This window comes from Brevibacterium sp. MGP-B1 (assembly GCF_057766545.1).
The window spans coordinates 3716607-3739466 of sequence record NZ_CM173407.1; the positions used below are offsets into that span (position 1 = coordinate 3716607).

Annotated in this window: 26 protein-coding genes; 14 read left to right on the forward strand and 12 right to left on the reverse strand. The window is 64.0% G+C overall.

The window, feature by feature from the left end; genetic code table 11:
* Nucleotides 1-94: 94 nt before the first annotated feature.
* Nucleotides 95-646 carry a hydroxyphenylacetyl-CoA thioesterase PaaI gene (gene paaI, locus AC3CD9_RS16920; protein ID WP_488365148.1) on the reverse strand — a complete coding sequence of 184 codons (552 nt, stop codon included), beginning with the start codon at nt 644-646 and terminating at the stop codon, nt 95-97.
* Nucleotides 647-1226: 580 nt separating this feature from the next.
* Between paaI and paaA the strand changes: the two genes are divergently transcribed.
* From paaA to AC3CD9_RS16965, 9 genes are all read left to right on the forward strand, one after another.
* Complete coding sequence (gene paaA, locus AC3CD9_RS16925) at nt 1227-2261, forward strand: 1,2-phenylacetyl-CoA epoxidase subunit PaaA (RefSeq protein WP_488365149.1); 1035 nt, start codon at nt 1227-1229, stop codon at nt 2259-2261.
* On the forward strand, nt 2258-2599 hold the full coding sequence (gene paaB / locus AC3CD9_RS16930; RefSeq protein ID WP_488365150.1) for a 1,2-phenylacetyl-CoA epoxidase subunit PaaB: 342 nt from the start codon (nt 2258-2260) through the stop codon (nt 2597-2599). The genes paaA and paaB overlap by 4 nt, the downstream gene beginning before the upstream one ends.
* A 13-nt stretch (nt 2600-2612) precedes the next feature.
* Nucleotides 2613-3593: a 1,2-phenylacetyl-CoA epoxidase subunit PaaC gene (gene paaC, locus AC3CD9_RS16935; RefSeq protein ID WP_488365151.1), complete on the forward strand. Its 981-nt coding sequence runs from the start codon at nt 2613-2615 to the stop codon at nt 3591-3593.
* Between the two features lie 5 nt (nt 3594-3598).
* Nucleotides 3599-4150, forward strand: coding sequence for a 1,2-phenylacetyl-CoA epoxidase subunit PaaD (gene paaD / locus AC3CD9_RS16940; protein WP_488365152.1), 552 nt, complete (start codon nt 3599-3601; stop codon nt 4148-4150).
* Nucleotides 4150-5268, forward strand: coding sequence for a 1,2-phenylacetyl-CoA epoxidase subunit PaaE (paaE, locus tag AC3CD9_RS16945; RefSeq protein WP_488365153.1), 1119 nt, complete (start codon nt 4150-4152; stop codon nt 5266-5268). The genes paaD and paaE overlap by 1 nt, the downstream gene beginning before the upstream one ends.
* A gap of 138 nt (nt 5269-5406) precedes the next feature.
* Nucleotides 5407-6570, forward strand: a complete 1164-nt coding sequence (locus AC3CD9_RS16950) for a thiolase family protein (RefSeq protein WP_488365154.1) — start codon at nt 5407-5409, stop codon at nt 6568-6570.
* The gene (locus tag AC3CD9_RS16955; protein ID WP_488365155.1) at nt 6567-7478 is read left to right on the forward strand and encodes an enoyl-CoA hydratase/isomerase family protein; all 912 of its coding nucleotides are present in this window, start codon (nt 6567-6569) and stop codon (nt 7476-7478) included. Before AC3CD9_RS16950 ends, AC3CD9_RS16955 begins: the two co-directional genes overlap by 4 nt.
* Nucleotides 7475-8344, forward strand: a complete 870-nt coding sequence (locus AC3CD9_RS16960) for a 3-hydroxyacyl-CoA dehydrogenase family protein (protein WP_488365156.1) — start codon at nt 7475-7477, stop codon at nt 8342-8344. Before AC3CD9_RS16955 ends, AC3CD9_RS16960 begins: the two co-directional genes overlap by 4 nt.
* A gap of 82 nt (nt 8345-8426) precedes the next feature.
* Entirely contained in the window at nt 8427-9203 is a 777-nt protein-coding gene (locus AC3CD9_RS16965) for an enoyl-CoA hydratase/isomerase family protein (protein ID WP_488365157.1), read from the forward strand.
* A 379-nt stretch (nt 9204-9582) separates the two neighbouring features.
* On the opposite strand, the gene AC3CD9_RS16970 is transcribed toward AC3CD9_RS16965, so the two are convergent.
* The 4 genes from AC3CD9_RS16970 to AC3CD9_RS16985 all read right to left on the reverse strand — a co-directional run bounded on the left by AC3CD9_RS16970 (nt 9583) and on the right by AC3CD9_RS16985 (nt 14091).
* Nucleotides 9583-10299: a response regulator transcription factor gene (locus AC3CD9_RS16970; protein ID WP_488365159.1), complete on the reverse strand. Its 717-nt coding sequence runs from the start codon at nt 10297-10299 to the stop codon at nt 9583-9585.
* 75 nt (nt 10300-10374) lie between these two features.
* Entirely contained in the window at nt 10375-11517 is a 1143-nt protein-coding gene (locus AC3CD9_RS16975) for a sensor histidine kinase (protein ID WP_488365160.1), read from the reverse strand.
* Nucleotides 11518-11731: 214 nt separating this feature from the next.
* Complete coding sequence (locus tag AC3CD9_RS16980) at nt 11732-12559, reverse strand: TVP38/TMEM64 family protein (protein ID WP_488365162.1); 828 nt, start codon at nt 12557-12559, stop codon at nt 11732-11734.
* A gap of 107 nt (nt 12560-12666) precedes the next feature.
* The gene (locus AC3CD9_RS16985) at nt 12667-14091 is read right to left on the reverse strand and encodes a S1C family serine protease (protein ID WP_488365163.1); all 1425 of its coding nucleotides are present in this window, start codon (nt 14089-14091) and stop codon (nt 12667-12669) included.
* Between the two features lie 234 nt (nt 14092-14325).
* Between AC3CD9_RS16985 and AC3CD9_RS16990 the strand changes: the two genes are divergently transcribed.
* From AC3CD9_RS16990 to AC3CD9_RS17005, 4 genes are all read left to right on the forward strand, one after another.
* A complete protein-coding gene (locus AC3CD9_RS16990) occupies nt 14326-14850 on the forward strand; it encodes a hypothetical protein (RefSeq protein WP_488365164.1) in 525 nt (174 codons plus the stop codon).
* 70 nt (nt 14851-14920) lie between these two features.
* Nucleotides 14921-15850, forward strand: coding sequence for a hypothetical protein (locus AC3CD9_RS16995; RefSeq protein WP_488365165.1), 930 nt, complete (start codon nt 14921-14923; stop codon nt 15848-15850).
* A complete protein-coding gene (locus AC3CD9_RS17000; protein WP_488365166.1) occupies nt 15841-17121 on the forward strand; it encodes a hypothetical protein in 1281 nt (426 codons plus the stop codon). Before AC3CD9_RS16995 ends, AC3CD9_RS17000 begins: the two co-directional genes overlap by 10 nt.
* Complete coding sequence (locus tag AC3CD9_RS17005; protein WP_488365167.1) at nt 17118-17777, forward strand: ABC transporter ATP-binding protein; 660 nt, start codon at nt 17118-17120, stop codon at nt 17775-17777. The genes AC3CD9_RS17000 and AC3CD9_RS17005 overlap by 4 nt, the downstream gene beginning before the upstream one ends.
* A 59-nt stretch (nt 17778-17836) precedes the next feature.
* On the opposite strand, the gene AC3CD9_RS17010 is transcribed toward AC3CD9_RS17005, so the two are convergent.
* The 6 genes from AC3CD9_RS17010 to AC3CD9_RS17035 all read right to left on the reverse strand — a co-directional run bounded on the left by AC3CD9_RS17010 (nt 17837) and on the right by AC3CD9_RS17035 (nt 21648).
* Nucleotides 17837-17992: a hypothetical protein gene (locus tag AC3CD9_RS17010; RefSeq protein WP_488365168.1), complete on the reverse strand. Its 156-nt coding sequence runs from the start codon at nt 17990-17992 to the stop codon at nt 17837-17839.
* Entirely contained in the window at nt 17989-18435 is a 447-nt protein-coding gene (locus tag AC3CD9_RS17015; RefSeq protein WP_488365169.1) for a hypothetical protein, read from the reverse strand. The genes AC3CD9_RS17010 and AC3CD9_RS17015 overlap by 4 nt, the downstream gene beginning before the upstream one ends.
* Nucleotides 18432-18821 (reverse strand): MarR family winged helix-turn-helix transcriptional regulator, encoded by a 390-nt coding sequence (locus AC3CD9_RS17020; protein ID WP_488365170.1) that lies wholly within the window; start codon nt 18819-18821, stop codon nt 18432-18434. The genes AC3CD9_RS17015 and AC3CD9_RS17020 overlap by 4 nt, the downstream gene beginning before the upstream one ends.
* A 275-nt stretch (nt 18822-19096) precedes the next feature.
* Nucleotides 19097-19267: a hypothetical protein gene (locus tag AC3CD9_RS17025; RefSeq protein WP_172172908.1), complete on the reverse strand. Its 171-nt coding sequence runs from the start codon at nt 19265-19267 to the stop codon at nt 19097-19099.
* Between the two features lie 15 nt (nt 19268-19282).
* Entirely contained in the window at nt 19283-20653 is a 1371-nt protein-coding gene (locus AC3CD9_RS17030; protein ID WP_259358146.1) for an L-lactate MFS transporter, read from the reverse strand.
* Between the two features lie 203 nt (nt 20654-20856).
* The gene (locus tag AC3CD9_RS17035; protein ID WP_488365172.1) at nt 20857-21648 is read right to left on the reverse strand and encodes a SurA N-terminal domain-containing protein; all 792 of its coding nucleotides are present in this window, start codon (nt 21646-21648) and stop codon (nt 20857-20859) included.
* Nucleotides 21649-21890: 242 nt separating this feature from the next.
* On the opposite strand from AC3CD9_RS17035, the gene AC3CD9_RS17040 reads away from it, so the two are divergent.
* The gene (locus AC3CD9_RS17040; protein ID WP_488365173.1) at nt 21891-22247 is read left to right on the forward strand and encodes a VOC family protein; all 357 of its coding nucleotides are present in this window, start codon (nt 21891-21893) and stop codon (nt 22245-22247) included.
* A gap of 40 nt (nt 22248-22287) precedes the next feature.
* Here AC3CD9_RS17040 and AC3CD9_RS17045 read toward each other — a convergent pair whose 3' ends face one another.
* The gene (locus tag AC3CD9_RS17045; RefSeq protein ID WP_139467764.1) at nt 22288-22845 is read right to left on the reverse strand and encodes a dihydrofolate reductase family protein; all 558 of its coding nucleotides are present in this window, start codon (nt 22843-22845) and stop codon (nt 22288-22290) included.
* Nucleotides 22846-22860 lie beyond the last annotated feature (15 nt).

A 22860-nucleotide genomic window follows, 5' to 3' on the forward strand; every position in this document is an offset into this window, starting at 1 on the left:
TTCGGTGTCCGGTCGTCGACGGGTGGTTCGGTGGGGTTTGTCCGGCGCGGCATGGTGCCTGTCGCGGAGCCGGCGGTCGTGGGGTTGGTCGGGTCTACTTGCGGGCGGGCAGTGTGCGGGAGCGGCCGCGGTAGGTGGCGATGATGTCGTCGCCGCGGGTGACGGTGACGTCGTAGATGCCCGAGCGACCCTGCTTGATGACCTCATGGCCGCGGGCGACCAGCTGATCGCCGAGGTATGTGGGTTTGAGGAAGTCGATGTCTCCGCCGGAGGCGACGGTGATCGAGCCGGGATAGTTGCAGGCCATCGCGAAGGTGGTGTCGGCGAAGAGGAAGACATAGCCGCCGTGGGTGATGTCGTGGCCGTTGGTCATGATCTCGGTGACCGTCATCGAGCACTGCGCCCACCCGGGCCCGTGGTCATCGACGGTGATGCCCAGATGCTGGGAGGCGCGATCATTGGCGAACATCGCGGCCGCACCGGTGAGTTCGGGAGCGTGTGGGGCTGCCCCGGCGGTGGATGCCTCGGTGGATCCTGTGGGATCGGGCTGGGGAGCCGCCTCGGCGGGGGACTCGGGCGCCGCCTCGGTGGGGGTGTTCGGGGTCTGTGACTTCGCGGTCGTCGTATCGTGGGCGGGCTGTCCCATGGTCGGCTCCTCCTCGAGTCGCGGGTTCAGGCGCTGGTGCACGAGGAGTGCCTGCGCCGCTGCGTATTGACGACGGTGAGAGTTCCCCGCGATTCCGGACGGTCAGCCCGCCGGAGAATTAACGACCATCTGGTCAATAAATATCGTTCCGATCGTCGCCGCTGTCAAGTCATGCGCCGCAAATCGGTCGAGCCGGAGTGCTGCTCGGCGGCAGAAATCGGAATGTTGGGTCGATCCGCGGTGGTTTCGTCGCCGGTGACGCCGTGGACCGACCCAACAATCCACTGAACGGCACGGCGGGGCGGCTCCATCGCGCGGCGGCTCCGTCGTGGGCGGCGCGGCACGGCGATCCGACAGGCGGCGCGGCAAGGCGGCGGGGCTGAGTGGCTCCTTCGCGTGGGCGGCACGGCATTGCACCCGGGCCGGGGGTGTGCGACACTGGTGGCAACAATACAGAACAAATGGTCAGTAAATGGATGCCCTCGGGCCAGAGGTCTTGCGATGGTCGGACCGATGAGGAGGTCGGCAGCCGCTGGCCGAGCCGGGTCCTGACAAGGGCACATCCAAGGGTGGAGTGGTCATGACAACTCAAGTGAACGACAACCGCTTCGACGAGGCGCAGCTGCAGGAGCAGTTCGACGCCACGATCGAGGCCAAGGATCGGATCGAACCCCGGGACTGGATGCCCGAGGCCTACCGCAAGACGCTCATCCGCCAGGTCGCGCAGCACGCGCACTCGGAGATCATCGGCATGCAGCCCGAAGGCAACTGGATCTCCCGTGCGCCTTCTCTGCGTCGCAAGGCGATCCTGCTGGCGAAGGTCCAGGACGAAGCCGGACACGGCCTCTACCTCTACTCGGCCGCCGAGACCCTGGGCGCCACACGCAACGAACTCACCGAGAAGCTCGTCGCCGGCAAGCAGAAGTACTCCTCGATCTTCAACTACCCGACCCTGTCCTACACGGATGTCGGCACGATCGGCTGGCTCGTCGACGGGGCGGCCATCTGCAACCAGGTGCCGCTGTGCCGGACCTCCTTCGGCCCCTACGGTCGCGCGATGATCCGCATCTGCAAGGAGGAGTCCTTCCACCAGCGTCAGGGCTATGAGCTGCTGATGACGATGATGCGCGGCACCGACGCTCAGCGCGCGATGGTCCAGGAATCGGTCAACCGCTTCTGGTGGCCGGCGTTGATGATGTTCGGACCTCCCGACGACAACTCGCCGAACACCGAGCAGTCGATGGCCTGGGGCATCAAGACCCACACCAACGATGAGCTGCGGCAGAAGTTCGTCGACATGTCCGTCCCGCAGGCCGAAGCCCTCGGCGTGACGTTCCCCGACGAGAACCTCAAGTGGAACGAAGAGCGTGGCCACTACGACTTCTCCACCCCGAACTGGGACGAGTTCTGGGACGTCGTCAAGGGCAATGGCCCCTGCAATACTCAGCGAATCGCCCACCGCAAGCGCGCTTGGGACGAAGGAGCGTGGGTGCGCGAAGCAGCGCTCGCCTTCGCCGAGAACCAGACCGCCGAGGCGGCCGCCACCCCGGCCGCAACCGCGGACACCCCCGCCGCCGGTGTCGACACCACCACCCCCGAGGAGACAGCGAAATGACCGAGACCAACCCCGGCTCCGCCTCGGCGAAGGATGAATCCGCTGCGGGCTCGACCCGCGGCGAATGGCCGCTGTACGAGGTCTTCGTGCGCGGCAAGCGCGGACTCAACCACGTCCACGTCGGTTCCCTGCACGCCGCCGACGACCAGATGGCCGTCCATCACGCCCGCGACGTCTACACCCGACGGAACGAAGGCGTGAGCATCTGGGTCGTCCGCGCCGCCGACATCACGGCCTCGAGTCCGGATGAGAAGGACCCGATGTTCGCCCCCAGCGGCGACAAGGTCTACCGCCACCCGACCTTCTACGACATCCCCGCCGATGTCCCCCATATGTGAGTAGGGGCGAGAAATGACTGCGAACAACGAACCCACCATCCACGTCGAACACGACGAAGCCGGCACGAACGTCGACCACGATACGCACGACAACGCCTACTCCGGTCTGCTCGTCAACGACGCGAACTGGGCCTTCGGCACCGACTTCGAAGACCCCTTGGCAGGCGTCGACACGACCGTGCCCGACGGCGTCGATGCCAAGGACCTCGGCGCGTACTGCCTCATGCTCGGCGACGACGCCCTCGTCTTCAGCCAGCGGATCTCCGAATGGTGCTCGAACGCCCCTGACCTCGAAGAGGACATCGCGCTGGCGAACATCGCGCTCGACCTCCTCGGGCAGGCGCGTCTCCTGCTCGCCCGCGCCGCCGCAGCCGATCCGGAGCTCGTGCCCGAGCTGCCGGCTGGCTCCCCGGTGCCCGATGAGGACCGGCTCGCGTACTTCCGCAATGACCTGGGCTTCCGCAATGTCCGCCTCGCCGAGGTGCCCAACGGCGACTTCGCCGAGGCGGTCGCGAAGATCCTCATCTACTCCACCTGGCGCCTGTCGATCTTCGAACGGCTGGCAGACAGCCGCGACACCGTGCTCGCAGCCATCGCGGCCAAGGGTGTCAAGGAGATGTCCTACCACCGCGACTTCGCCGGACGCTGGGTCGTGACTCTGGCCCGCGGCACCGAGGAATCGAAGTCCCGCCTGGTCAAAGCCCTCGACGGCCTGTGGCCGCTGTGGTCCGAACTCTTCGAGACCCATCCGGCCGAAGCGTCCGTGGCCGAGGCCGGAATCGGCGTCGACCCCGCGACAGTGGCCGATGAGGCATCCGTCATCCTCGACCAGGTGTTCGCCGCGGCCGGAATCGACCGGCCCGAACGCGGCGGTCTGGCCGGAGTCGGTGTCCACGGCGGTAAGGGCCGCGACGGACTCCACACCGAGGCCCTGTCGAAGCTGCTCGCCGAGATGCAGGTCGTCGCCCGGGAGCACCCGGAGGGTCAGTGGTGACCACCATGCTTCAGACGCACCCGACCGCCGCCCGCGCAGCTCACACCCCGGCCGACGACGCCGAGGCGATCGACCGTGCCTGGGACGCCGCCGAACGCGTGACCGACCCCGAGATGCCGATGCTCACCCTCCTCGACCTCGGCGTGCTGCGTGACGTCACGATCGAGAACGGCCACGTCGTCACGACCATCACCCCCACCTATTCGGGCTGCCCGGCGATGGCGACGATGCGCGATGACCTGCAGCGCGAGCTCCTCGAGGCCGGATTCCCCGACGCCGAGGTGCGCGTGTCCCTGACACCCGCCTGGACGAGCGACTGGATCACCGAACGCGGCAGACAAGCACTCAAGGACGCCGGGATCTCCCCACCCGGGTCCGCCCCAGTCCGCACCGGCCCCGTGGCGCTGACCCTCATGCCCACCCGCCGCGCCGTGACCTGCGTGCTGTGCGGATCGGACAAAGTCCGCCTGTCCTCCGAGTTCGGCGCGACCGCGTGCAAGGCGATGTACCAGTGCAATGACTGCCTCGAACCGTTCGACCATGTGAAGGAGATCTGATGACACAGACGATCGATCAGACCGCCGAGGCGACTCCCGCCACCGAGCCCACCGACGGGAACTCCCGGTCGGCTTTCTACCCGCTGACCGTGAAGTCCGTCGACCACCTCACCGAGGATTCGGCCGCCGTGACCTTCGACGTACCGACCGAATACAGCGAACTCTTCGACTTCGCGGCGGGACAGTCCCTGACCCTGCGTCGCATCATCGACGGCCAGGAGCACCGCCGCACCTACTCGATCTGCGCTCCGGCCGGAACCGCCCCGCGCATCGGAGTCCGCGAAGTCCCCGAAGGTCTGTTCTCCCTGTGGTTGGTCAACGAGGTCCGAGCTGGCGACGTCATCGAGGTGCAGCCGCCCTCGGGCAGCTTCCGCGCCGACGCCTCGGCCGGCGGCAGGCACCTGTGCATCGCGGCGGGTTCGGGAATCACCCCGATGCTCTCCATCGCCTCGACCGTGCTGTCGAACCCGGCCGCATCGGTGACCCTGCTCTACGGCAACCGGCACACGAACACCGTGATGTTCGCCGAGGAGCTCGCCGACCTCAAGGACGCCCGCAACCAGCAGCTCGACCTCGTCCACGTGCTCTCCCGCGAACCCCGCGATGTCGAGCTCTTCTCCGGCCGCCTCGACGAGGAGAAGCTGCGGGATCTGCTCACCGCCATCGTCCCGATCGGCAGCATGGACCATGTGTGGCTGTGCGGACCCTTCGGCATGCTCGAAGACGCCCGCAAGGTCCTCGCCGAATTCGACGTGCCGAAGGAGAGGATCCACTTCGAGCTCTTCTACGTCGACGAACCCCCACCGGAGGTCGTCCACGCGGACAAGGTCGTCGAAGGTGCGACGAGCGAGGTCACGGTCATCCTCGACGGGAAGCGCTCCACCTCGGCGATGTCGCAGGGCAAGACCATCCTCGATTCCGCACAGGAGTCCCGGTCCGATCTGCCGTTCGCCTGCAAGGGCGGCGTCTGCGGAACCTGCCGCGCGAAGATCTGCGGCGGCGAAGTCAACATGGTCCGCAACTACGCCCTCGAGGACGCCGAGGTGGAGGCGAACTTCGTCCTCACCTGCCAGACGTTCCCCGTCAGCGACGAGGTCACGGTCGACTTCGACTCGTAAGCGTCCCGCCGAGAGCCGCTCCCTATCGGGGCGCTCCGGCACGGAGTCTTCCGGCCGGTCACCGACGAACCGTACACTGGCCGGGACTCCGCTCCATCCACGCGGGCGTGAGCCCACACCACATCACCGAGGAGACCCATGCCCGAGGCATTCATTCTGGACGGACTGCGCACCCCCATCGGACGCTACGGGGGTGCACTGGCCGACCAGCGGCCCGACGACCTCGTGGCAACCACGATGAAGACCGTCGTCGAGCGGGCGGGCATCGACCCGACCGATATCGACGAGGTCATCCTCGGCTCGGCGAACCAGGCCGGTGAGGACAACCGGAACATCGCACGTATGGCCGTGCTCCTGACCGGACTGCCCGAGTCCGTGCCCGGGTTCACCGTCAACCGTCTGTGCGCCTCGGGGATGACCGCGATCACGACGGCGCGGGCGATGATCGCCGCGGGAGATGCCGATGTGGTCGTGGCCGGTGGAGTCGAATCGATGACTCGAGCCCCGTGGGTGAGCGAGAAGCCCTCGCGTGCGTGGTCGAAGCCGGGACGGACCTGGGATACCTCCATCGGCTGGCGGTTCACGAACCCCGCCTTCGGTGAGGACACGACTCTGTCGATGCCGCAGACGGCCGAACGCGTTGCCGAGAAGTGGCAGCTATCTCGCGAAGCCCTCGACGAATTCGCCTTTCAGTCCCATCAGAAGGCGCTGGCCGCGCAGAAGGCCGGCAGCTTCGATCCGGAGATCCTGCCCATCGGCGAAGTCACCGCCGATGAGGGCCCGCGCGATTCGACGCTGGAGAAGCTCGGCAAGCTGCGTCCCATCCACGGGGAGGGCGGGGTCATCACCGCCGGAAACTCCTCCTCGCTCAACGACGGAGCCGCCGTCGTCGTGCTCGTGTCCGAGGACTATGCGAACAAGCACGGGCTCAGCCCGCGCGCCCGCGTCGTCGCCGGTGCCAACGCTGGAGTCTCCCCGGAGATCATGGGCATCGGCCCCGTCCCCGCGACCCGCAAGGTGCTCGAGCGCACCGGGTGGAAGGTCGGCGAACTCGAAGCCGTCGAACTCAACGAAGCCTTCGCCTCCCAGTCGCTGGCCTGCATGGGCGACCTCGGCCTCGACCCGGAGACCGTCAACGGATTCGGCGGAGCGATCGCGCTCGGCCACCCGCTCGGCTGCTCGGGCACCCGCATCACCCTGACCCTGCTCAACCGTCTGGAGCAGGCCGGGGCGAAGAAGGGACTGGCGACGATGTGCGTCGGCGTCGGCCAGGGTTCGGCGCTGCTGTTGGAGCGCGTGTGAGCGCCGGCGGCACCGGCGGGGACACGAACGGCGCAGCCGGCGTGAACGATTCCGCCTCCCCGCTGCTCATCGAACGCCATTCCGACCGCACGATCATCCGGCTCAACCGGCCCGAGGTCCGCAACGCCATCGATCAGTCGATGGTCGATGCCCTCCACGCGGTGTGTGCCGAACTCGAGGCCGAACCGAAGGTCGCGATCCTCACCGGCACCTCCGGAGTCTTCGCCGCCGGTGCCGATATCTCGCAGCTGCGCAATCGTCGCCGCGACGATGCCCTGGCCGGGATCAACTCGAAGATCTTCTCCCGCATCCAGGAGCTGCCGATGCCGGTCATCGCGCTCGTCGAGGGATTCGCCCTCGGCGGCGGAGCCGAGCTCGCCTTCGCCGCGGACTTCCGCATCGGCACCCCGTCGACGAAGATCGGCAATCCTGAGACCGGTCTGGGCATCCTCGCCGCCGCCGGAGCCGCGTGGCGTCTGCGCGAACTCGTCGGCGAACCCCGTGCCAAGGAGATCCTCCTGGCCGGGCGCACCCTGCAGGCCGACGAGGCCAAGGCCATCGGTCTGCTCAACGACGTCGTCGACCCCGAGGACCTCGAACTCGCCGGTCAGGCGCTGGCCGACCGGATTGCGAGCTTCGCACCCTTGGCCGTGCGACTGAGCAAATCGGCGTTCCACGCGCCGCGTGAAGCGCATCCGCTCATCGACAATGTGGCCCAGGCCGTGCTGTTCGAAACCGAGGAGAAGTTCGCCCGCATGGATGCGTTCCTGTCCAAGCGCGAGGCCAAGAAGGCGAAGAAGGCAGCCGAAAAGGAAGCGGCCGAGCGCGCACGCGCCGAGGCCGTGACCACCGAAGCGATCGACCAGCAGAGCGATTCGCGCACCCGAGGAGAAGGCGACAACGCATGAGCGACACCACAGACACCCCCACCGAGGCGGCCGCCACCACCGCCCGTGTTCCCGACGTCGTCGGCGTCTATGGAGGAGGTCGGATGGGGGCCGGAATCGCGCATGCCTTCGCCACCGCCGGTGCCCGCGTCATCGTCATCGAGAACACCGACGACACCGTGGCCGCAGCCCGGGAACGCATCGACGCGTCGACGAGTAAGTCACGATCCAAAGGCATCGACGTGCCCGGAACCGTCGTCGTCGACCGCGACCCCACCCTGCTCGACGAGGCTCTCCTCGTCGTCGAAGCCGTGCCCGAGATCGTCGAACTCAAGCAGGAAGTGCTTGCGAGCATCGCGAAGCACGCTCCTGCTGCGAGCATCGGCACGAACACTTCGGCGCTGTCGATCGACGAGCTCGCCGCAGCCCTGCCGCGGCCGCAGGCGCTCATCGGCCTGCACTTCTTCAACCCGGTGCCCGTGTCCGAACTCGTCGAGGTCGTCGTCGGCACCCACACCGATCCCAAGCTCGTCGACGTCGCCAAGGGATGGGTGACGGGGCTGGGGAAGACGGCGATCACGGTGAAGGACTCGCCCGGATTCGCCTCCTCCCGCCTCGGCGTGGCTCTCGCTTTGGAAGCGATGCGGATGGTCGAAGACGGCGTCGCCAGCGCTGAGGACATCGACCGGGCCATGACTCTGGGCTACCGGCATCCGGCCGGGCCGCTGAAGACGACGGACATCGTCGGCCTCGATGTGCGCCTCGGCATCGCCGAGCACCTCGCAGCCGAGATCGGCGAGCGATTCACACCCCCGCAGATCCTCAAGGACAAGGTCGCCGCTGGTGAACTCGGCCGCAAGACCGGACAGGGTTTCTACACATGGTGACCCCCTGTCATCTCTGGTGACGGGCGCGAGCGCGTCCGTCACCGCGGGCACCGACACTGCAAGGACACGCAAAGGAGCATCCATGACCGAGATCCAACTGAAGAACCGCGGCCCGATCGCCGAGCTCGTCCTCGACGGACCCGAGTCGCGCAACGCCCTCGACGCGGACAACCTCCGCGATATCGCGGCCGCCGTGGCCAAGGTCGCCGAGGCGGTCCCGAACGTCCGCGTGCTCCTCATCCGCGGAGAGGGCAAGGTCTTCTGCTCCGGTCGCGATATCGCGAACGTCGACGTCGAGACGGATGACGCCCACGCCTTCCTCGCCGAGATCTTCGCCCCCGTCTTCCAGGCGATCCGGGCGCTGCCGATTCCCGTCATCGCGCAGGTCCAGGGGGCGGCTCTCGGGCTGGGATACGGGGTCGCCGCGGCCGCAGACATCATCTTTGCCGCCGATGATGCGAAGTTCGGGTCCCCGTTCGCCGCGATCGGTGCGATGCTCGATTCCGGCGCCCACTACGTGTTCCTCGACCGGGTCGGCTATCACCGGACGATGGACCTCATCGTCACCGGTGATTTCATGACCGGCGCCGAGGCAGCCGCCACCGGGATCGTCTCCCGCGCGGTCCCCGCCACGGAGCTGACCGACTTCGTCGAATCGAAGCTGGAGAAGATCGTCACCGGACCAGCCGAGGCCTTCGCGATGGAGAAAGGCTTCGTGCAGAAGCTCGCCGACGAGCGCCCGAACCTCGCCGAGGTGCTCGCCCAAGAGGCGGCCCTGCAGGAATCGGCGCGGCAGACCCCGGACTATGCCGAAGGGTTCCGCGCGTTCCAGGAGCGCCGCAAGCCGAACTTCGAGTGAGGCTCGTGCCTGACCTTACCCGGCTCAGGCGAATCGCCTCTTCACTAAGTCGCTGACACGCACCCTGCTGATGACGATGATGCTGAGAAGCGACATGAGCAGCGTGAGACCCGCAATCCAAACCACCGGTGAGAGCAGGATGCGGATGAAGATTGCCGAGCCCATGCCAGGAATCCCAAGCAGGACAAACACGGTCAAGATCAGCGCGGTGACGGAGGCGATGGCTCCTCGTCGTCCCAGGCGGGACCACCACACCCGAATCAGTGAGTATCCGGGCATGCGCAGGACTCCGATGCTTGCCGAATCACGAGGACAAAAGCGCCAGCACGTATGAAATCGTGTTGTTGATCTGGCAAACGAGTAGGCAACTCAGGCAAGTCTATTCAGGCGAGAAGAACTTGTATTGGAGGGCTCTGACGATTAGCTGAGCGAGGTTCGTCGCATCCAGCTTGGCGCGAAGATTCTGGGCGTGTGACTTCAACGTGTTGATGGAGACGTGTTGCTCTGAAGCGATCTCTGCATAATCCAATCCGCGACAGAGCTGTTGCAGCAAAGCCATTTCGGCAGGCGTGAGGCACGGTGCGACAGCGGGTGCGTCGGGGAGGATGTCGCCGCTGATGATGATGTCCTCGGCCAAGTTCCGCAGCAGCGCGGGCGATTCGCCGGTGGTTGCGGCGCGAACCACGGCAACGAGTTCGTCATCCGTCGCCGTCTTCTGCACTACGGCGATTGCTCCGGCTTCCAAAGCGCGGGAGATTCCAGGGCCCGGAGACACCGTAGTGAGAAGGATGACGGCAGCTTCCGGATCTGTTTCGATGATCGCCGAGGTGGCGTCCGCCCCGCTCATCCCTGGAGGCATATTGACGTCCATCAGGACGATATCGGGACGATGGATAGCGTACGCTGAAACCGCCTCTTCGCCGGAATGCGCGTGCGGGAGTACTTGGAATTCGTCTGAATCCTCAAGGGCAGCCGCTACAGCACGGGCAGTCCACGAGTCATCGTCGACGATGAGGACGCGAGGCCTGGCGTCGTTGTCGTCGAGTGTAGTCATCGACAATGCTTCCGGTATTTCACTATGTTTGTGAATTTCCATCTCCAGCAATTCTGCGGACGTTTGACCGGTGCCGCGGCTGGAGCGAAGCTTTCAGTGCTGATAACAAGAACAGTCTCACCGGTCCTGCTCCCCGACTCGTCCGGGTTCCATTGTGTGGGCATCGTCGTGGTAATGAGCATGATGCTCAGGCCAGCGCAGATGATTCTCTTCATCTCTCAATGAAACATGCTCTGCCACCTGTGTCTTCTCATCCGAATGGGTGAGTTTGACCGGAATCTTTACGACTATCTGCAGGGTGCCGTCATTCTTGTAAAAGGTCTGACAATCACCATTGAGAGACTGTGCCCGACGGCTCAAAGAACGAGGAGGAGCAGGGAGCGCCACTTGGGAGCGGTTGTAGGACTCAAAGCAGAGTTGAGCTGAACCCGGTTGGCGCCCCACCAGCGACACAGCGATCACAGGAGTATCGGGCAGCGTTGTGTAGCGGATGATGTTTGTGGCGAGTTCCATGATGAGGGAACGTGCATGGTCCATTAAGGCATGCTGCGCCGAGCGGGGCAGATCACGAGACGTTACCGAAAGGTACATGCCCCCAGCTGAGCTGGCCGCCCTGATCGCCGACCCCAGGGTGCGGATTTCGAAGTCGAGATCAACATCCTTCTTGTCGGGACTCTCAGCGTCCAAACTGGAGAGCAGCGTACGCAACCGTTTCTGTGCCGTGGAATTCACCAAGGTCAGTTCGGCGAGTTTGCGGTCCACTGCCTCGGTGGTCTGTTCGCGTGAGAGCATTTTGATGATCGAGGACTCTGTCGACAGGCCATGGGAGACGGCGTCGTGGGTGTCGAGGGAGAACTTCAAGCGGAGCTTTGCGAGACTTCTGTCGTGCTCGCGCGAAACGGCGACGCGGTGTGAGATTTCAGCTCTGATGCGCTGTTCGACGACGCCTGCACTCAGCCCGAGGATGCTTGCGACCAACAGGCCGAAAGTCGTCTCGACCAAGCCGTCGAGCCCACCGTCGAATGCGCGCAGCCACGTTGCCAGGCCCAGATGTGCGAACAGGCCCAGGCATCCGAGTCCATAGGCTGCCCATGCGAAATGGCTGGCCAGGATCGCGGTCGCGAAGATTCCAGCATCGGGGAATGACGAGGGCAGTGCGGGGTAGAACCACGTGACCGTGCAGCCGAGCACAATCGAGAGAATGACGATCAGCCGTGGTGCATAGGGGGAAAGAATGACGAACAGAGCGGCGAGCGTCATAAAGACGCCATAGGTCGTATCACCTGAGTCGTGCGCACTCGGCAGGAAGCCAGCAAGCCCGATAACCAACGTGGTTGCACGAATAGGTAGATCGACGAAGCGAGGGCCACGCAGCCATTTCCAGGCGTGAAGGGGCGTTAGAGCTCTGTCTGAAGGCTTCGTCAGCAGGGACGTGGAAGGTCGCGGAGGCACGACAGATATTGTCCCATGCTCATCAGTCACTTTCAGCGGACTGCTGAGCATCTGGGGCGTCGGACCCGGAACCGGCCTCGGGGTCACGAGTGCGTTTCCAGCGACGCACCGTGAAGATCGTGAGCACGATGACCAGGGCCCAGGAGATGGCCACGGCGATTCCGTTGAGGACGGTCGGATTGCCGATGAATGCGCCGACGGCCACGAGTGAGAGCTGGCCGGGCAGGGCCGAGACGGTGGTGGCGATGAGGAACGTGCGGTTGTCGATACCCAATGCCCCGCTGCCGTAGTTCACCGGCCAGTAGGGGAATCCGGGCATGAGGCGCAGAGCGCACACCGCATAGAAGCCACCGCCGGTGAGTCGGGACTCAACCGATTCGGCGTGTGATCCGAGCAGTCGCATCACGGTGTCGCGGCCGAGCCCCCGGGCGATCCAGTATCCGCCCCAGCAGCCAGCCACGACGCCGATCATCGACAGCAGCGTGCCGAAGGACAGTCCGAAGATCAGGCCGCCGGCCACGGCCATGATCGTCACCGGGATGGGGGTGGCGGCGACGACCAGGTAGACGAGGATGAAGACCGCGAAGCCCCAGAAACCGGCGGCGGCGATATCGTCTTGGATGACGTCGATGGAAGGCAGGCGGACATTGAAGACCGCCCACACTCCGGCCAGCAGCACCAGGGCGAGGGCGATATTGCGCAGAATCGTCGGCCAGTCGAGACGGGACCGCCGTGGGCGTGCCTCGCCATCGGGTGCTGCGCCGGTGCGGAAGTCGTCGGATTCGCGGGCATGCGAACGCTCGGAGCGGGATCTCCGCTTCGGTGCTGAGGGGTCGTCATATCCGGGCATGGATCGATCCTACGTCGGGGCATGGGCGCGACGGCAATCCCCGGATCGTGGCCAGGCCCCCGTCTGCAGCGAGTGCAGGCGGGGACCGGAATGGCTCGGAACCGAACTCAGGCGGCCGGTCCCTCGGTCAGGGTCACCTTCGCGGTGTGGGACTGACCGCTGGTATCCGTCCAGGTCAGGGACACGGTGTCGCCGGGCTTGTGCTCGGAGATCGCGTTCGAGAGGCTGGTGCCGTCGGTGATCGGCGTCGAGTCGATCGCGGTGATCGTGTCCCCGGCGGTGAGCCCCGCCTGTGCGGCGGGAGTGTCTTCGTAGACTCCGGCGACGGTCGCACCGTCGGTCTGCGACGAGGCACCGGACTGTCCGTACTGGTCGCTCGCGCCGCCGTTGCCGGACTGGCTCTGTCCGCCCGACTGGTCCTGCTGGCCCGACTGACCCTGTTGACCGGACTGGCCGACGCCGATGCCGAGGAAGGCCGGATAGCCGAGCGTGTTCGTGCTTGTCTGCTCACCGGCGATGATCGATTCGGCCGTCGACAGCGCCGATTCGATGGGGACGGCGTAGCCGGTGACGATGGCGCTGCCAGACGAGGCTGCTGTGTTCATGCCCACGACTTCGCCCTGGTCATCGAGCAGCGCCCCGCCTGAGTCGCCGGAGACGATATCGGCCTGGACCTGAATCATGCCGTCGAGCGTCTCAGCGTCCTCGGTGCCCTGTGCGGTCGTGGTGACCGAAGCGCCGAGGTCGGTGACCGCTCCGTCGGCGGCCTGCAACTGTCCGCCGCCCTCGGAATTGCCGACTGCGGTGACGTCGTCGCCGACCGAGACGGAGTCGTTGTCGATCGTCGCCGGTGTCAGATTGCTGGCGCCCTTGAGCTTGAGCACGGCGACGTCCTTCGTCGAATCCGAACCGACGACGCTGGCCTCATAGGTCTTGCCGGTCGTGGCCACGGTGACGGCGATCTTCGTGGAATCGGCGATGACGTGGTTGTTCGTCAGCACCAGACCGTCCTTGCTCAGCACCATGCCGGTGCCGGCCGCCTCGGCGTTCTCATAGCCGAGCTGGGTGTCGATGAGCACGACTCCGGTGGACTCCTTCGCACTCGCCGGGGTGGCGTCCTGCTGGCTCGAGCCGTCGCCGCCTTGGCTGGTGCCCGGAGATTGAGTGCCGCCGCCATAGCTGCCGCTGCCTCCAGGGGTGGAGCCGCTGCCACCAGGAGTGGTCCCGCCGGAGTATCCGCCCTGTCCGCTGCCGCCCTGGCTGGGGCTGGTCGGCTGTCCCGTGAAGGGGATGGCCGTTCCGGCCGCGACCGTGCCGACGTGTGTTGCCGCGGCCGCGGGCAGACCCGCAGCCGTTCCGATGCTCAACGCCAGGGCAGCCGCCGCTCCGGTGACAACCAGTGCGAGTCGACGCCTGCGTGGGCGGGATCGGGTGACGGCTGCCGCCGTCGTCTCGGTGCCGAATGCGTTCTCACCGCTGTGTCCAGCGCCGGTCCGTGCGTGTGCCGACCTCGTGCGCCTCGACTCGTTCATGGTCTGTGCCTTTCTCTGCTGAGTGGGAGTGCCTGTTGACTCCTATTCAGTACCCGGAGGCTGTGGCCAGGCTGTGGCGCACCTGGAGCGAAGCTTCGACTTCTGGGGACGAGATACAGGTGCGCATCGGGCGAAGGCTTCGACACGTCATCTCAGATCGATTGTCGAGCCGAGAATCTCATCTATTCAGATGAAGTCGGTTGAGCGGCGCCTGGCTAGTCTTTGGACGGCAGCGTGTTCCATACCGCTGGGAGGTGCTTCTTTATCGTTTCGTCGGAGCACCTGTCTGTCAGAACTCTCAAGGAAGTAGGAATTGTGCGATCCTTCAACAGATTCGTGACCGGGGCTGCTCTGACAGCGGCATTGACGGTCTTCGCCTCGAGTGGAGTTTCGGCCAGTGAGGCCGAGTCCAGCTACCTCGGAGGATGGGAAGAAGGCAAAGGAATCTCGACTGCGCCAGTGAACCCTGAGCGCCCGATCACCACTCACGCGGCAAAAGCGAAGCACACTGGTAAGGCTGAGTCGAAGACTATCAAAGGAACTACGAACAAGCGTTCACACGGTTGGACAACCTGGAAAGGCGTGAAACACTACACGACTGCACGACTCGAACACTACTGGCCCAACAGCGGCGTCATCGCGAGTTCGGGAAGAAAATGGGGCAAGAACGGTACCGAGGCAACAACCAAGTGGGTGCCGTTCAATCCCAATAAGAAGAGCAGCGGGTACGGAAAAGCGAAGACCTACTACGGCAGATGATCTGCGTGAAGACTCCGGTCCCCGTGGAAGTGAGGACAGATGGATCGCTTGAACGGATGGGGGTTTGATCATGAGACTGCACCAACTCTTCGTGATCGCTGTGATGTTCGCAGTGATGAACTCTGCTCTCATCGGGGCCCGGGTCTACGATGCTCGTCAGGCCGATATCACCCGAGAGGGCAACCACCTGTTCTCACAGCACAAAGTTGCCTTCTCGGGCTCGGCCGATGAGATCCGCGGTTATCTCGACGAATCGTTGGGCCCATATGCAATGTACCGAGAACTGGACGACACCGGCCTCGTGAGGGCCGTTGAAAGTACGCGTCTTGACGACCTCAGACTTCCTGTCCACGAGGGGCGTCAACTTCGGCGAACAGACCACCATATTGCCCTTGTCGGTTCCCAAGTGCCCATCCGAAACGAGGGAACGAAGGAGGTCTACTCATTCGACGGTGAGGATTACGAAGTCATCGGGCTTCTGGGCAGACAGGCACGCAGCCTTGTCGAGAACGATGTCATCATCGTCGATAGCGACCTGATCGAGACCTCGGGCAGCAACCGCGAACTCATCGTCGATGGCCCTGCGATAGAAGAGCAGGCGCTTGCGCTCCCATCGGAGCGGGTGAGGAGGTCCGACTCCAGTGTCAACCGACGAGCCAGCGTCGATCTTGTGTCCCCGGTGGTCGGGACGGTGGTTCACGTCGTTATCGTCGTCTGCGCGATGTTCACAGGGTTGCTCGCTGCGACGTTCAGTAGGCGGAGGATCTACGTGGCGCATCTGCTCGGACGCAGGACCGCTGAGCAACTGGCTATCAGTCTTGCCAGCGTCTTGGCTGTCGCGACTGGTGCCGTCGTGCTCAGCTTCCTCATCGGTCGACAACGGTTCGCTGAACTACCTGCGATGGTGGAGCCATCGTCAGTGCTTCCCGTTGCCGTCGCAGCAGTGACGATGTTGGTCTCGCTGACTCTTGATCTGGTGCGGGTGAAGTCATGGAGATAGTCCGAGACCTGAGTCGGAACTGGCCGTTCATGCTGATGAAGATCTGCATCCTCGGTCTCTTGCTAGTGTTGATCTCTCAGATTGCTGCATTCGCCCAGGTCAGCAAAGAAGAGATATCGCGCAGTTTCTCCGGCGAATCGGAGGTTGATATGTATGCGATCACCGACACTTTGGTGGACCCTGAAGAATTCTCATCGTTCCGCGAATCAGGGAAGTCTCTTGATGCCGTTGGCCGGTTCTACAACACGCTCAACGTCGAAACCGATATGCGGTTCCTGTCGGTATTCGACCAACCACTTTCTATAGTGGACTTTCCCAGCGGGCAGGGTCTTCGCGACTCGAGTACTGGCGAGGCACCGACAGAAGAGTACTACGACGAGGAGTCCGATCAGCGACTCACGGACGTCAGGTCGTTCCAGATGAACGAGAACGCGTTCGATTTCAACTCGCTGAAAGTCAGCAGCGGCCCCGGAATCAAATGGGCAGAAGTCGATTATGACTCGCGGACGATCCCGGTCCTCTTGGGGGCCGACTACTCGTCGATCTACGACGTCGGGGACAACATCGACGTGCAGTACTACTTCGAGGACTTCACACTCGTCGTCGGTGGGTTCCTCTCCCCTGATTCGACGATATACTACCAAGGTGAACTGAACACCTTCCTCGATGACGCTGTGGTTGTTCCATACCCTCCGATTCTCAAACCGGTCTCTGACGAAAGCCAGGGGTTCTACGGAATTCTGTCGTTCGCAATGATCTCTGGAGATCTTGCCGTCAGCCAGAAGACCGAAGCAGAGTCCGTGTTGCAGAAGCTGGGAGCAATTGCGTCACAAAGCGGTTTCGATGCCTACACCGTTCTCAACGTGCCGACCTACTTAGTGCAATTTCAGCTGACCAGGCAGCTCATCCAGGACAATGCCGGACTCTTGATCGGGGTGGGAATTCTGCTCGGAGTCTGTGTAGCAGTGTCGAACGGTGTGATCAGTGTTCATCTCGCACGTCGGCGATGGAAACAGCAAGAGATCGAGTTCATTCTGGGCGTCAGCCCGCGTATCACAGGTGCCAGAACCGTGTTCGCCACCGTCTTCGAGTACGTTGTCTTGGTTCTCGCCCTGGCTCTCTTGGCTGGCCAAGTGCCTCAGGGCAGCAGATCCGGGCTGATCGCGGTAACCCTGACAGCTTCTGCTGTGCTGGTCGGCGACATTACTCTCCAAACGGTACTGCGTAAACACTGGATCACGCACAGACTATTCAGGCGGGAAAGAACATGACTATTGAGCTGACATCTATCTACAAGAACATCACGGAGGCCAACGGAGAGAAGCGGGAACTCTTTGACGACCTCGAGTTCCGGCTGGGTGATGCTCCGACTTCTGTTGCGATAATGGGCAGAAGCGGATCCGGGAAGACATCTCTGCTCCGGATCATTGCAGGTCTCGATCCTCACTATTCGGGATCGTATTTCTTCGATGGGGAAGTGCTCGGTCGCGATGCTGTGAATCTGGCTCGACTGAGATGGAGGTCGATTGGGTTCATCACTCAGCACTTCGACCTCCTTCAGGACCGGACTGTACTGCGCAATGTGATGTTCGGATGCCCAGATCGTCGAGGTTCAAAGGCGCGGTCTCGGGAGTGCCTCGAACGTGTTGGCATCAGCGCATTGGCGAGCAAGCGGGTGAACAGGCTCTCCGGCGGAGAGTCGCAGAGGGTTGCGATCGCGCGTGCCCTGGCAAAACAGCCTCGCGTACTGCTCGCTGACGAACCGACCGGCGCCTTGGACGCTGAAACCGAGGAGCTCATCCTCGATGTCTTCGACACCGTGAAGAGCATGGGCACGAGTCTCATCGTTGCGACACACAGCGAACTAGTAGCTGCAAGTTGCGAAAGAATCGTTCATCTGGCCGATGGTCGGCTGCATAGTGCATGAGTGCGCGATCGGAAGCCGGTGCCGGAGACGGGAGGTTCGCGCCTCGGTAGGTGGGGCGATCAGGCGGCGATGACGATGGCGGCACCGATGTAGAAGAGGTTGACGGAGAGGATGAAGATGCGTTCGGCGATGCCGAAGACCTTCGGGCGCAGGGACTTGATGATGAGCACGACGACGCTGACGATGAGGGACACGAGCGCGAACCACGAGATCACCTGGAGAATCTGCGCCAGAGGTGCGGGCCCCTCGGCGGTGAACAGACGGACGAAGTTGCCCATGCAGGCGTAGCTGAGGGCGAACCAGGCGATGGCCATAGGTAGTGCAGCCGCCCGACCGTCGTCAGCTTCTCACCTTCGAGATCGGTGGGGACGAAGGGCAAAGCGAGGAAGATGAGAACGAGGACCGCGAGTGCGATGCTGACGAACGTCGAATCCTCCCAGTCAGGCAGACCGAGAGCGACAGCCGCGGCGATCAGTCCCCAGAACGGCACCGTCACCCAGGTCATCGCGCTGCTCAGGCGCCGGGTGGAGCCGACCGCATAGTCGCTGACGACATGGCTGACGATCGAGTACTCGCTCCTGACGAGGTGGAGTGCGACGAAGAGGGCGAGGCGGGCCAGTCCGCAGACGGCCGCGAGTGCAACGAGGATGAGAGTCATGAGTGGTTCTTCGGGGTCTCGGAGCGGATGGTGCGGACCTCGTCGTGGAGGTCGCGGATCGTGGTGGCCAGAGAGCTCGGGTCGATGCCGATCGCTCGGGCGTTGTCGTCGAGGGAGTGTCCGAGTGGGCGTGCACAGTGTCCGCTCTTGTCTTCCCCCGCCGAGGTGAGGCGTAGTTGCCGGCGATTGCCGGATCCCGGTGCCGCATCGTTGGTGATGAGGCCATCGGTCAGCAGGACTTTGACGATTCCGGACCCGGCAGCCTCGGTGACCCCGAGCGATTTCGAGAGCGTGCGGCCGGTGATTCCGGGGTGCGGCCGAGGATGACGAGGGCGGCGTACTGGTTGTAGGTCAGTCCCTCGGGGCGCAGCATCTGCTCCGCCCACCGATCGAGTGTGCGGACCAGGTCGTGGAGTTCATGAGCGAGATCCATGATGAAAGTTAAGCGCTTAAGTCAATGGGTGGCAAGGGTCCGGCGAAGATTCTTCGCTGTGGGGGAGGGTCAGCCGGGGGTTCACAACAGGTCTGGCCACGGCTGGTCGGACCATGACCGGAAATGGCCGATCCCCGGCAGAACCATGGTCGGTTCTGCCGGGGATCGGAAGGGGGCCCGCGTCGAGGACGGGGGTGGGCGGCTGTGTGGGGGCCGCCTCGGCGAGAGTCAGCCGGTGAAGATCGCGACGGCCTTGACCACGGTCAGGGACAGGCCCCAGAGGAGGCCGCCGACCACGACGACGGTGAGGACGGAGCCGACGGCCTTGTAGGCGCCGCCGACGGGGGACTGCGGCGATCCGGAGTCGGGGACGTGGGCGACGGGGGTGGAATCGTTCATGATCTGACCCTTCCTTCAGTTCTCTTCGAGGGCGGCGGCCTGCTTGGCGGCGACGTCCTCTTCGCGTTCGAAGTATTTTTCGCTGACCGGGCGGACGAGCACATTGGCGATGAAGCCGATGACCAGTGCACCGACCATGATGAACATTCCCGGAGTGTAGAGCTCGGGGCCTTCCTTGCCTGCCGCCTCGCCGGCCTCGACGACGGAGTTGACGATGAGCGGACCGGCCACACCGGCCGCCGACCAGGCGGTGAGCAGGGCGCCATGGATGGCTCCGACCTGGTAGACGCCGAAGAGGTCCTTGAGGTAGGCGGGGATCGTGGCGAAGCCGCCGCCGTAGAAGGAGATGATGATGAGGGTGGCCAGCACGAAGAGGAAGATCGAGCCGCCTCCGAACAGGGCGACGACGAGGTAGAGGATCGCTCCGACGCCGAGGTACATCATGTAGTTGTTCTTTCGGCCCAGGTAGTCCGAGGTCGTCGACCAGATGAATCGGCCGCCCATATTGCCGATCGAGAGCAGACCGACGAAGCCAGCTGCTGCTGCGGCGGTGATGCCGAAGTAGGACTGGATCATCGGGGCGGCGTTCTCGAGAATGCCGATGCCCGCGGTGACGTTGAGGAACAGGACGACCCACAGCAGCCAGAACTGCGGGGTGCGGATGGCATTGCGGACCGAGACATTGCCCTTCGTCTGCATCGGCTTCGCTTCGACTTTCGAGGGGTCGAAGCCCTTCGGGGTCCATTCGGGGTGGGGGACGCGGATGACGAAGGCGCCGGCGGCGATGACGACGGCATAGACGATGCCGAGGGTGACGAAGGTCGGCGTCAGACCGGCGACGAGGTGTTCCGGGTCGGAGCCGCCGCCGAAGAGGGCCATGAGCTGGTTCGACATCGGGCTGGCGATGAGGGCACCGCCGCCGAAGCCCATGATGGCCAGTCCCGTGGCCAGGCCCGGACGATCCGGGAACCATTTCATCAGTGTCGAGACCGGGGAGATGTAGCCGATGCCCAGACCGATTCCGCCGATGACTCCGTAGCCGAGGTAGACCAGCCACAGCTGCCCGGTCATGATGCCGAGCGAGGCGATGAAGAAGCCGACGACCCAGCAGGTTCCGGCGGCGACCATCGAGGCGCGGGGACCGTTCTTCTCCACCCAGGGGCCGAAGACGGCCGAGGAGATGCCGAGCATGAGGATCGCGATCGAGAAGATCCAGCCGATCGAGACCTCACCGGCGTCGAAGTGGGACATGAATGGGATCTTGAAGACGCTGAATGCGTAGACCTGGCCGATGCATAGGTGGATGGCCAGAGCGGCCGGTGGGATCAGCCACCGGTTGAAGTTCTTCGGCGCGACGATCGCCGAGCGCGTGAGAATGGAAGCCACGGGAAGTCCTTTTCTGCAGTGGAACTCGTGTCACCGTCGACACCGGTCAGCGGACGGCAGGTGCGGCGGGCGGTCAGGTGACCGACCGGAGAGTCCACCTCAGAGTAAGTTCCACACAAGAGAAATGCGAGGAACACTCAGCATTTTCTTGAGAAAAGGCGGCAATTTCTTGCCAAGTGGGATGTCGTCCGTGGCCTCGGGGCTCAGAGGTGGATCGTGACGTCAGCCTGCTTACGCAGCTTCTTCGCGTACTTCTGCGTTGCTTCCTGAGACTTCTGGTTCTTCACCTGTTCCTTGAGCTGGGGGCGCATGTCCTCGATCGGCGGCATCTCCTGCTGGCCCTGGCCGCCCTGCTGCGCCATCTGCTCCTGCTGGGACTTCGCCTGTTCGTAGGCCTGTCCGATCTCTTCGCCGCTGACCTCGAACTCACCGTATTCGTCCTCGATGAGGCCCTCGATCTTCAGCTGGTTCTTCAGTTCCGAGCGGACGTTCTCCTCATCCATGCCCTGGTCCTTCATGGCCTTGAGGAAGTCCTTCTCGCTCATCTGTCCCGATTTCGCGGATTCCTTGAGCCCCTTGTCGATGTCCTTGTCGGAGACGTCGATCTTGCGCTTGTCGGCTTCCTGGACGAGCACTTCGGTGCTCACAAGGTTCTCGACAGTCTGCTTCTTCAGGCTCTTCTCATCGACCGGCTGGCCGGATTGCTGAGCCTGCATCTGCATCTGCTGATACTGGGTTTCGAAGAGGGGAACGAAGTCGCCCTTGAGGATCTTCTCGCCGTTGACCTCGGCGACGACCTTCGGAATGTCCTTCGTGTTCGGTTTGCCCTGCTGGCCTTGTTGATCCTGAGCGGAGTCGGCACCGGGGGACTGTTCGGCCGCGGCAGAGGACTCCTTCGGCTTCGCTTCGTCGCCCTGACTTCCGCAGGCGGCCAGCGCCACCACGGAGACGGACATGGCCAGGCCCAGCAGCCACCGGTTCGTTCGCACATTCACTCCTGCTCATCGGTTTCAGCCTGCCAGGCTAACAGGGCCGACTCCCCGAAGAATGTGTGGAGTATGTGCGTCGCTTGGCAAGGGTGATTGCGGTGGTTGGGGTCGGGGAGGCCCCGGGTGTCTTCTGTTCGTCTCGGATTCGTCGTTGGGGCACTGACGGTCGGCCGCCTCGGCGGGTACACTGCGGCTACCGGAATCGCACGGAGCACGGTCCGTGCCATCCGCAGCGAAGGGAGTTGGCCATGGAATCGACGTTTCGCGGGGTGTTCCTCACCTGCACCGATGCCGAGGCGACCGCCGCCTTCTATCGCGAGATCGCGGGCCTGCCGCTGACGACCGAGGGCGATGAGGAGTACACGTATTTCACTGTCGAGGCAGGGGGAGTGCAGTTGGCTCTGCATTCGGCGGAGGCGTTCGCCGACTATGCGTTCCCGCCCGTGGCCGAGTCGAATCTCACGCATCTGTACTTCCGGATTCCGGATCAGGCGGAGTTCCTCGAGCGGATCAAGAACGCGGGCACTCCGCTCGTGGCGGTCGACGATGTCGTCGTCACGGTCGAGGACCCTGATGGCCGGAAGGTCATGTTCGGCACGGCGTGAGGCGAGGCGGCTCTACGGCTGTGTGTGAGTTCGCCGCCGCTCAGGCGCTCGGCTCGTAGGCCGAGTAGGTGATGCCGCTCGGGAAGGACTTCGCATCGATGAGCTTGAGGCGCGGCGGTCTGGCCGAGTGCGCGCCGTCGTGAAAGTAACCGCGTCCGCGACCCTGCCATACCGGATAGGTGAACATCCGATACTCATCGACGAGTCCCTCCGCGATGAGTTCGTGGGCCAGGGTGATGCTGCCGGTGACGATGACATCGCGTCCCGGTGCCTCGCGCAGGTCAGCGACCGCGCGCAGCGGATCGGAGCTGATGATCTGTGTGTTCTGCCAGCCCGGTTCGGTCAACGTCGAAGACACGACGCGTTTGTCGACCTGATTGAGGTGGTCCGCGACTCCGGTGGTGTCATCGGTGGCGTTCGGCCAATAGCCGCGGAAGTCCTCGAAGGTCTGCCGACCGAGCAGCAGCACGTCCTCGTTCGCGGACTGCCGCATGAGTTCGGCCGAGAGCTCTTCGTCCTGGGCCTGCGGATCGAACCAGTCGTCGAGCATCTCGACACGACCGTCGAGGGTGATGTTCTGAGTGATGATGATGCGCACGCTCGGTCTCCCCGT

Bases quoted from the DNA above. Each gene is read 5' to 3' on its own strand.
- AC3CD9_RS16970 (WP_488365159.1), bottom strand. From the start codon at position 10,299: ATGGAAATTCACAAACATAGTGAAATACCGGAAGCATTGTCGATGACT.
- AC3CD9_RS17025 (WP_172172908.1), bottom strand. From the start codon at position 19,267: ATGAACGATTCCACCCCCGTCGCCCACGTCCCCGACTCCGGATCGCCG.
- AC3CD9_RS17005 (WP_488365167.1), top strand. From the start codon at position 17,118: ATGACTATTGAGCTGACATCTATCTACAAGAACATCACGGAGGCCAAC.
- AC3CD9_RS16975 (WP_488365160.1), bottom strand. From the start codon at position 11,517: ATGACGCTCGCCGCTCTGTTCGTCATTCTTTCCCCCTATGCACCACGG.
- paaC (WP_488365151.1), top strand. From the start codon at position 2,613: ATGACTGCGAACAACGAACCCACCATCCACGTCGAACACGACGAAGCC.
- AC3CD9_RS16950 (WP_488365154.1), top strand. From the start codon at position 5,407: ATGCCCGAGGCATTCATTCTGGACGGACTGCGCACCCCCATCGGACGC.
- AC3CD9_RS16980 (WP_488365162.1), bottom strand. From the start codon at position 12,559: ATGCCCGGATATGACGACCCCTCAGCACCGAAGCGGAGATCCCGCTCC.
- paaB (WP_488365150.1), top strand. From the start codon at position 2,258: ATGACCGAGACCAACCCCGGCTCCGCCTCGGCGAAGGATGAATCCGCT.
- AC3CD9_RS17015 (WP_488365169.1), bottom strand. From the start codon at position 18,435: ATGACTCTCATCCTCGTTGCACTCGCGGCCGTCTGCGGACTGGCCCGC.
- paaE (WP_488365153.1), top strand. From the start codon at position 4,150: ATGACACAGACGATCGATCAGACCGCCGAGGCGACTCCCGCCACCGAG.
- paaD (WP_488365152.1), top strand. From the start codon at position 3,599: ATGCTTCAGACGCACCCGACCGCCGCCCGCGCAGCTCACACCCCGGCC.
- paaA (WP_488365149.1), top strand. From the start codon at position 1,227: ATGACAACTCAAGTGAACGACAACCGCTTCGACGAGGCGCAGCTGCAG.
- AC3CD9_RS16995 (WP_488365165.1), top strand. From the start codon at position 14,921: ATGAGACTGCACCAACTCTTCGTGATCGCTGTGATGTTCGCAGTGATG.
- AC3CD9_RS17000 (WP_488365166.1), top strand. From the start codon at position 15,841: ATGGAGATAGTCCGAGACCTGAGTCGGAACTGGCCGTTCATGCTGATG.
- AC3CD9_RS17040 (WP_488365173.1), top strand. From the start codon at position 21,891: ATGGAATCGACGTTTCGCGGGGTGTTCCTCACCTGCACCGATGCCGAG.
- AC3CD9_RS16985 (WP_488365163.1), bottom strand. From the start codon at position 14,091: ATGAACGAGTCGAGGCGCACGAGGTCGGCACACGCACGGACCGGCGCT.
- AC3CD9_RS16960 (WP_488365156.1), top strand. From the start codon at position 7,475: ATGAGCGACACCACAGACACCCCCACCGAGGCGGCCGCCACCACCGCC.
- paaI (WP_488365148.1), bottom strand. From the start codon at position 646: ATGGGACAGCCCGCCCACGATACGACGACCGCGAAGTCACAGACCCCG.
- AC3CD9_RS16965 (WP_488365157.1), top strand. From the start codon at position 8,427: ATGACCGAGATCCAACTGAAGAACCGCGGCCCGATCGCCGAGCTCGTC.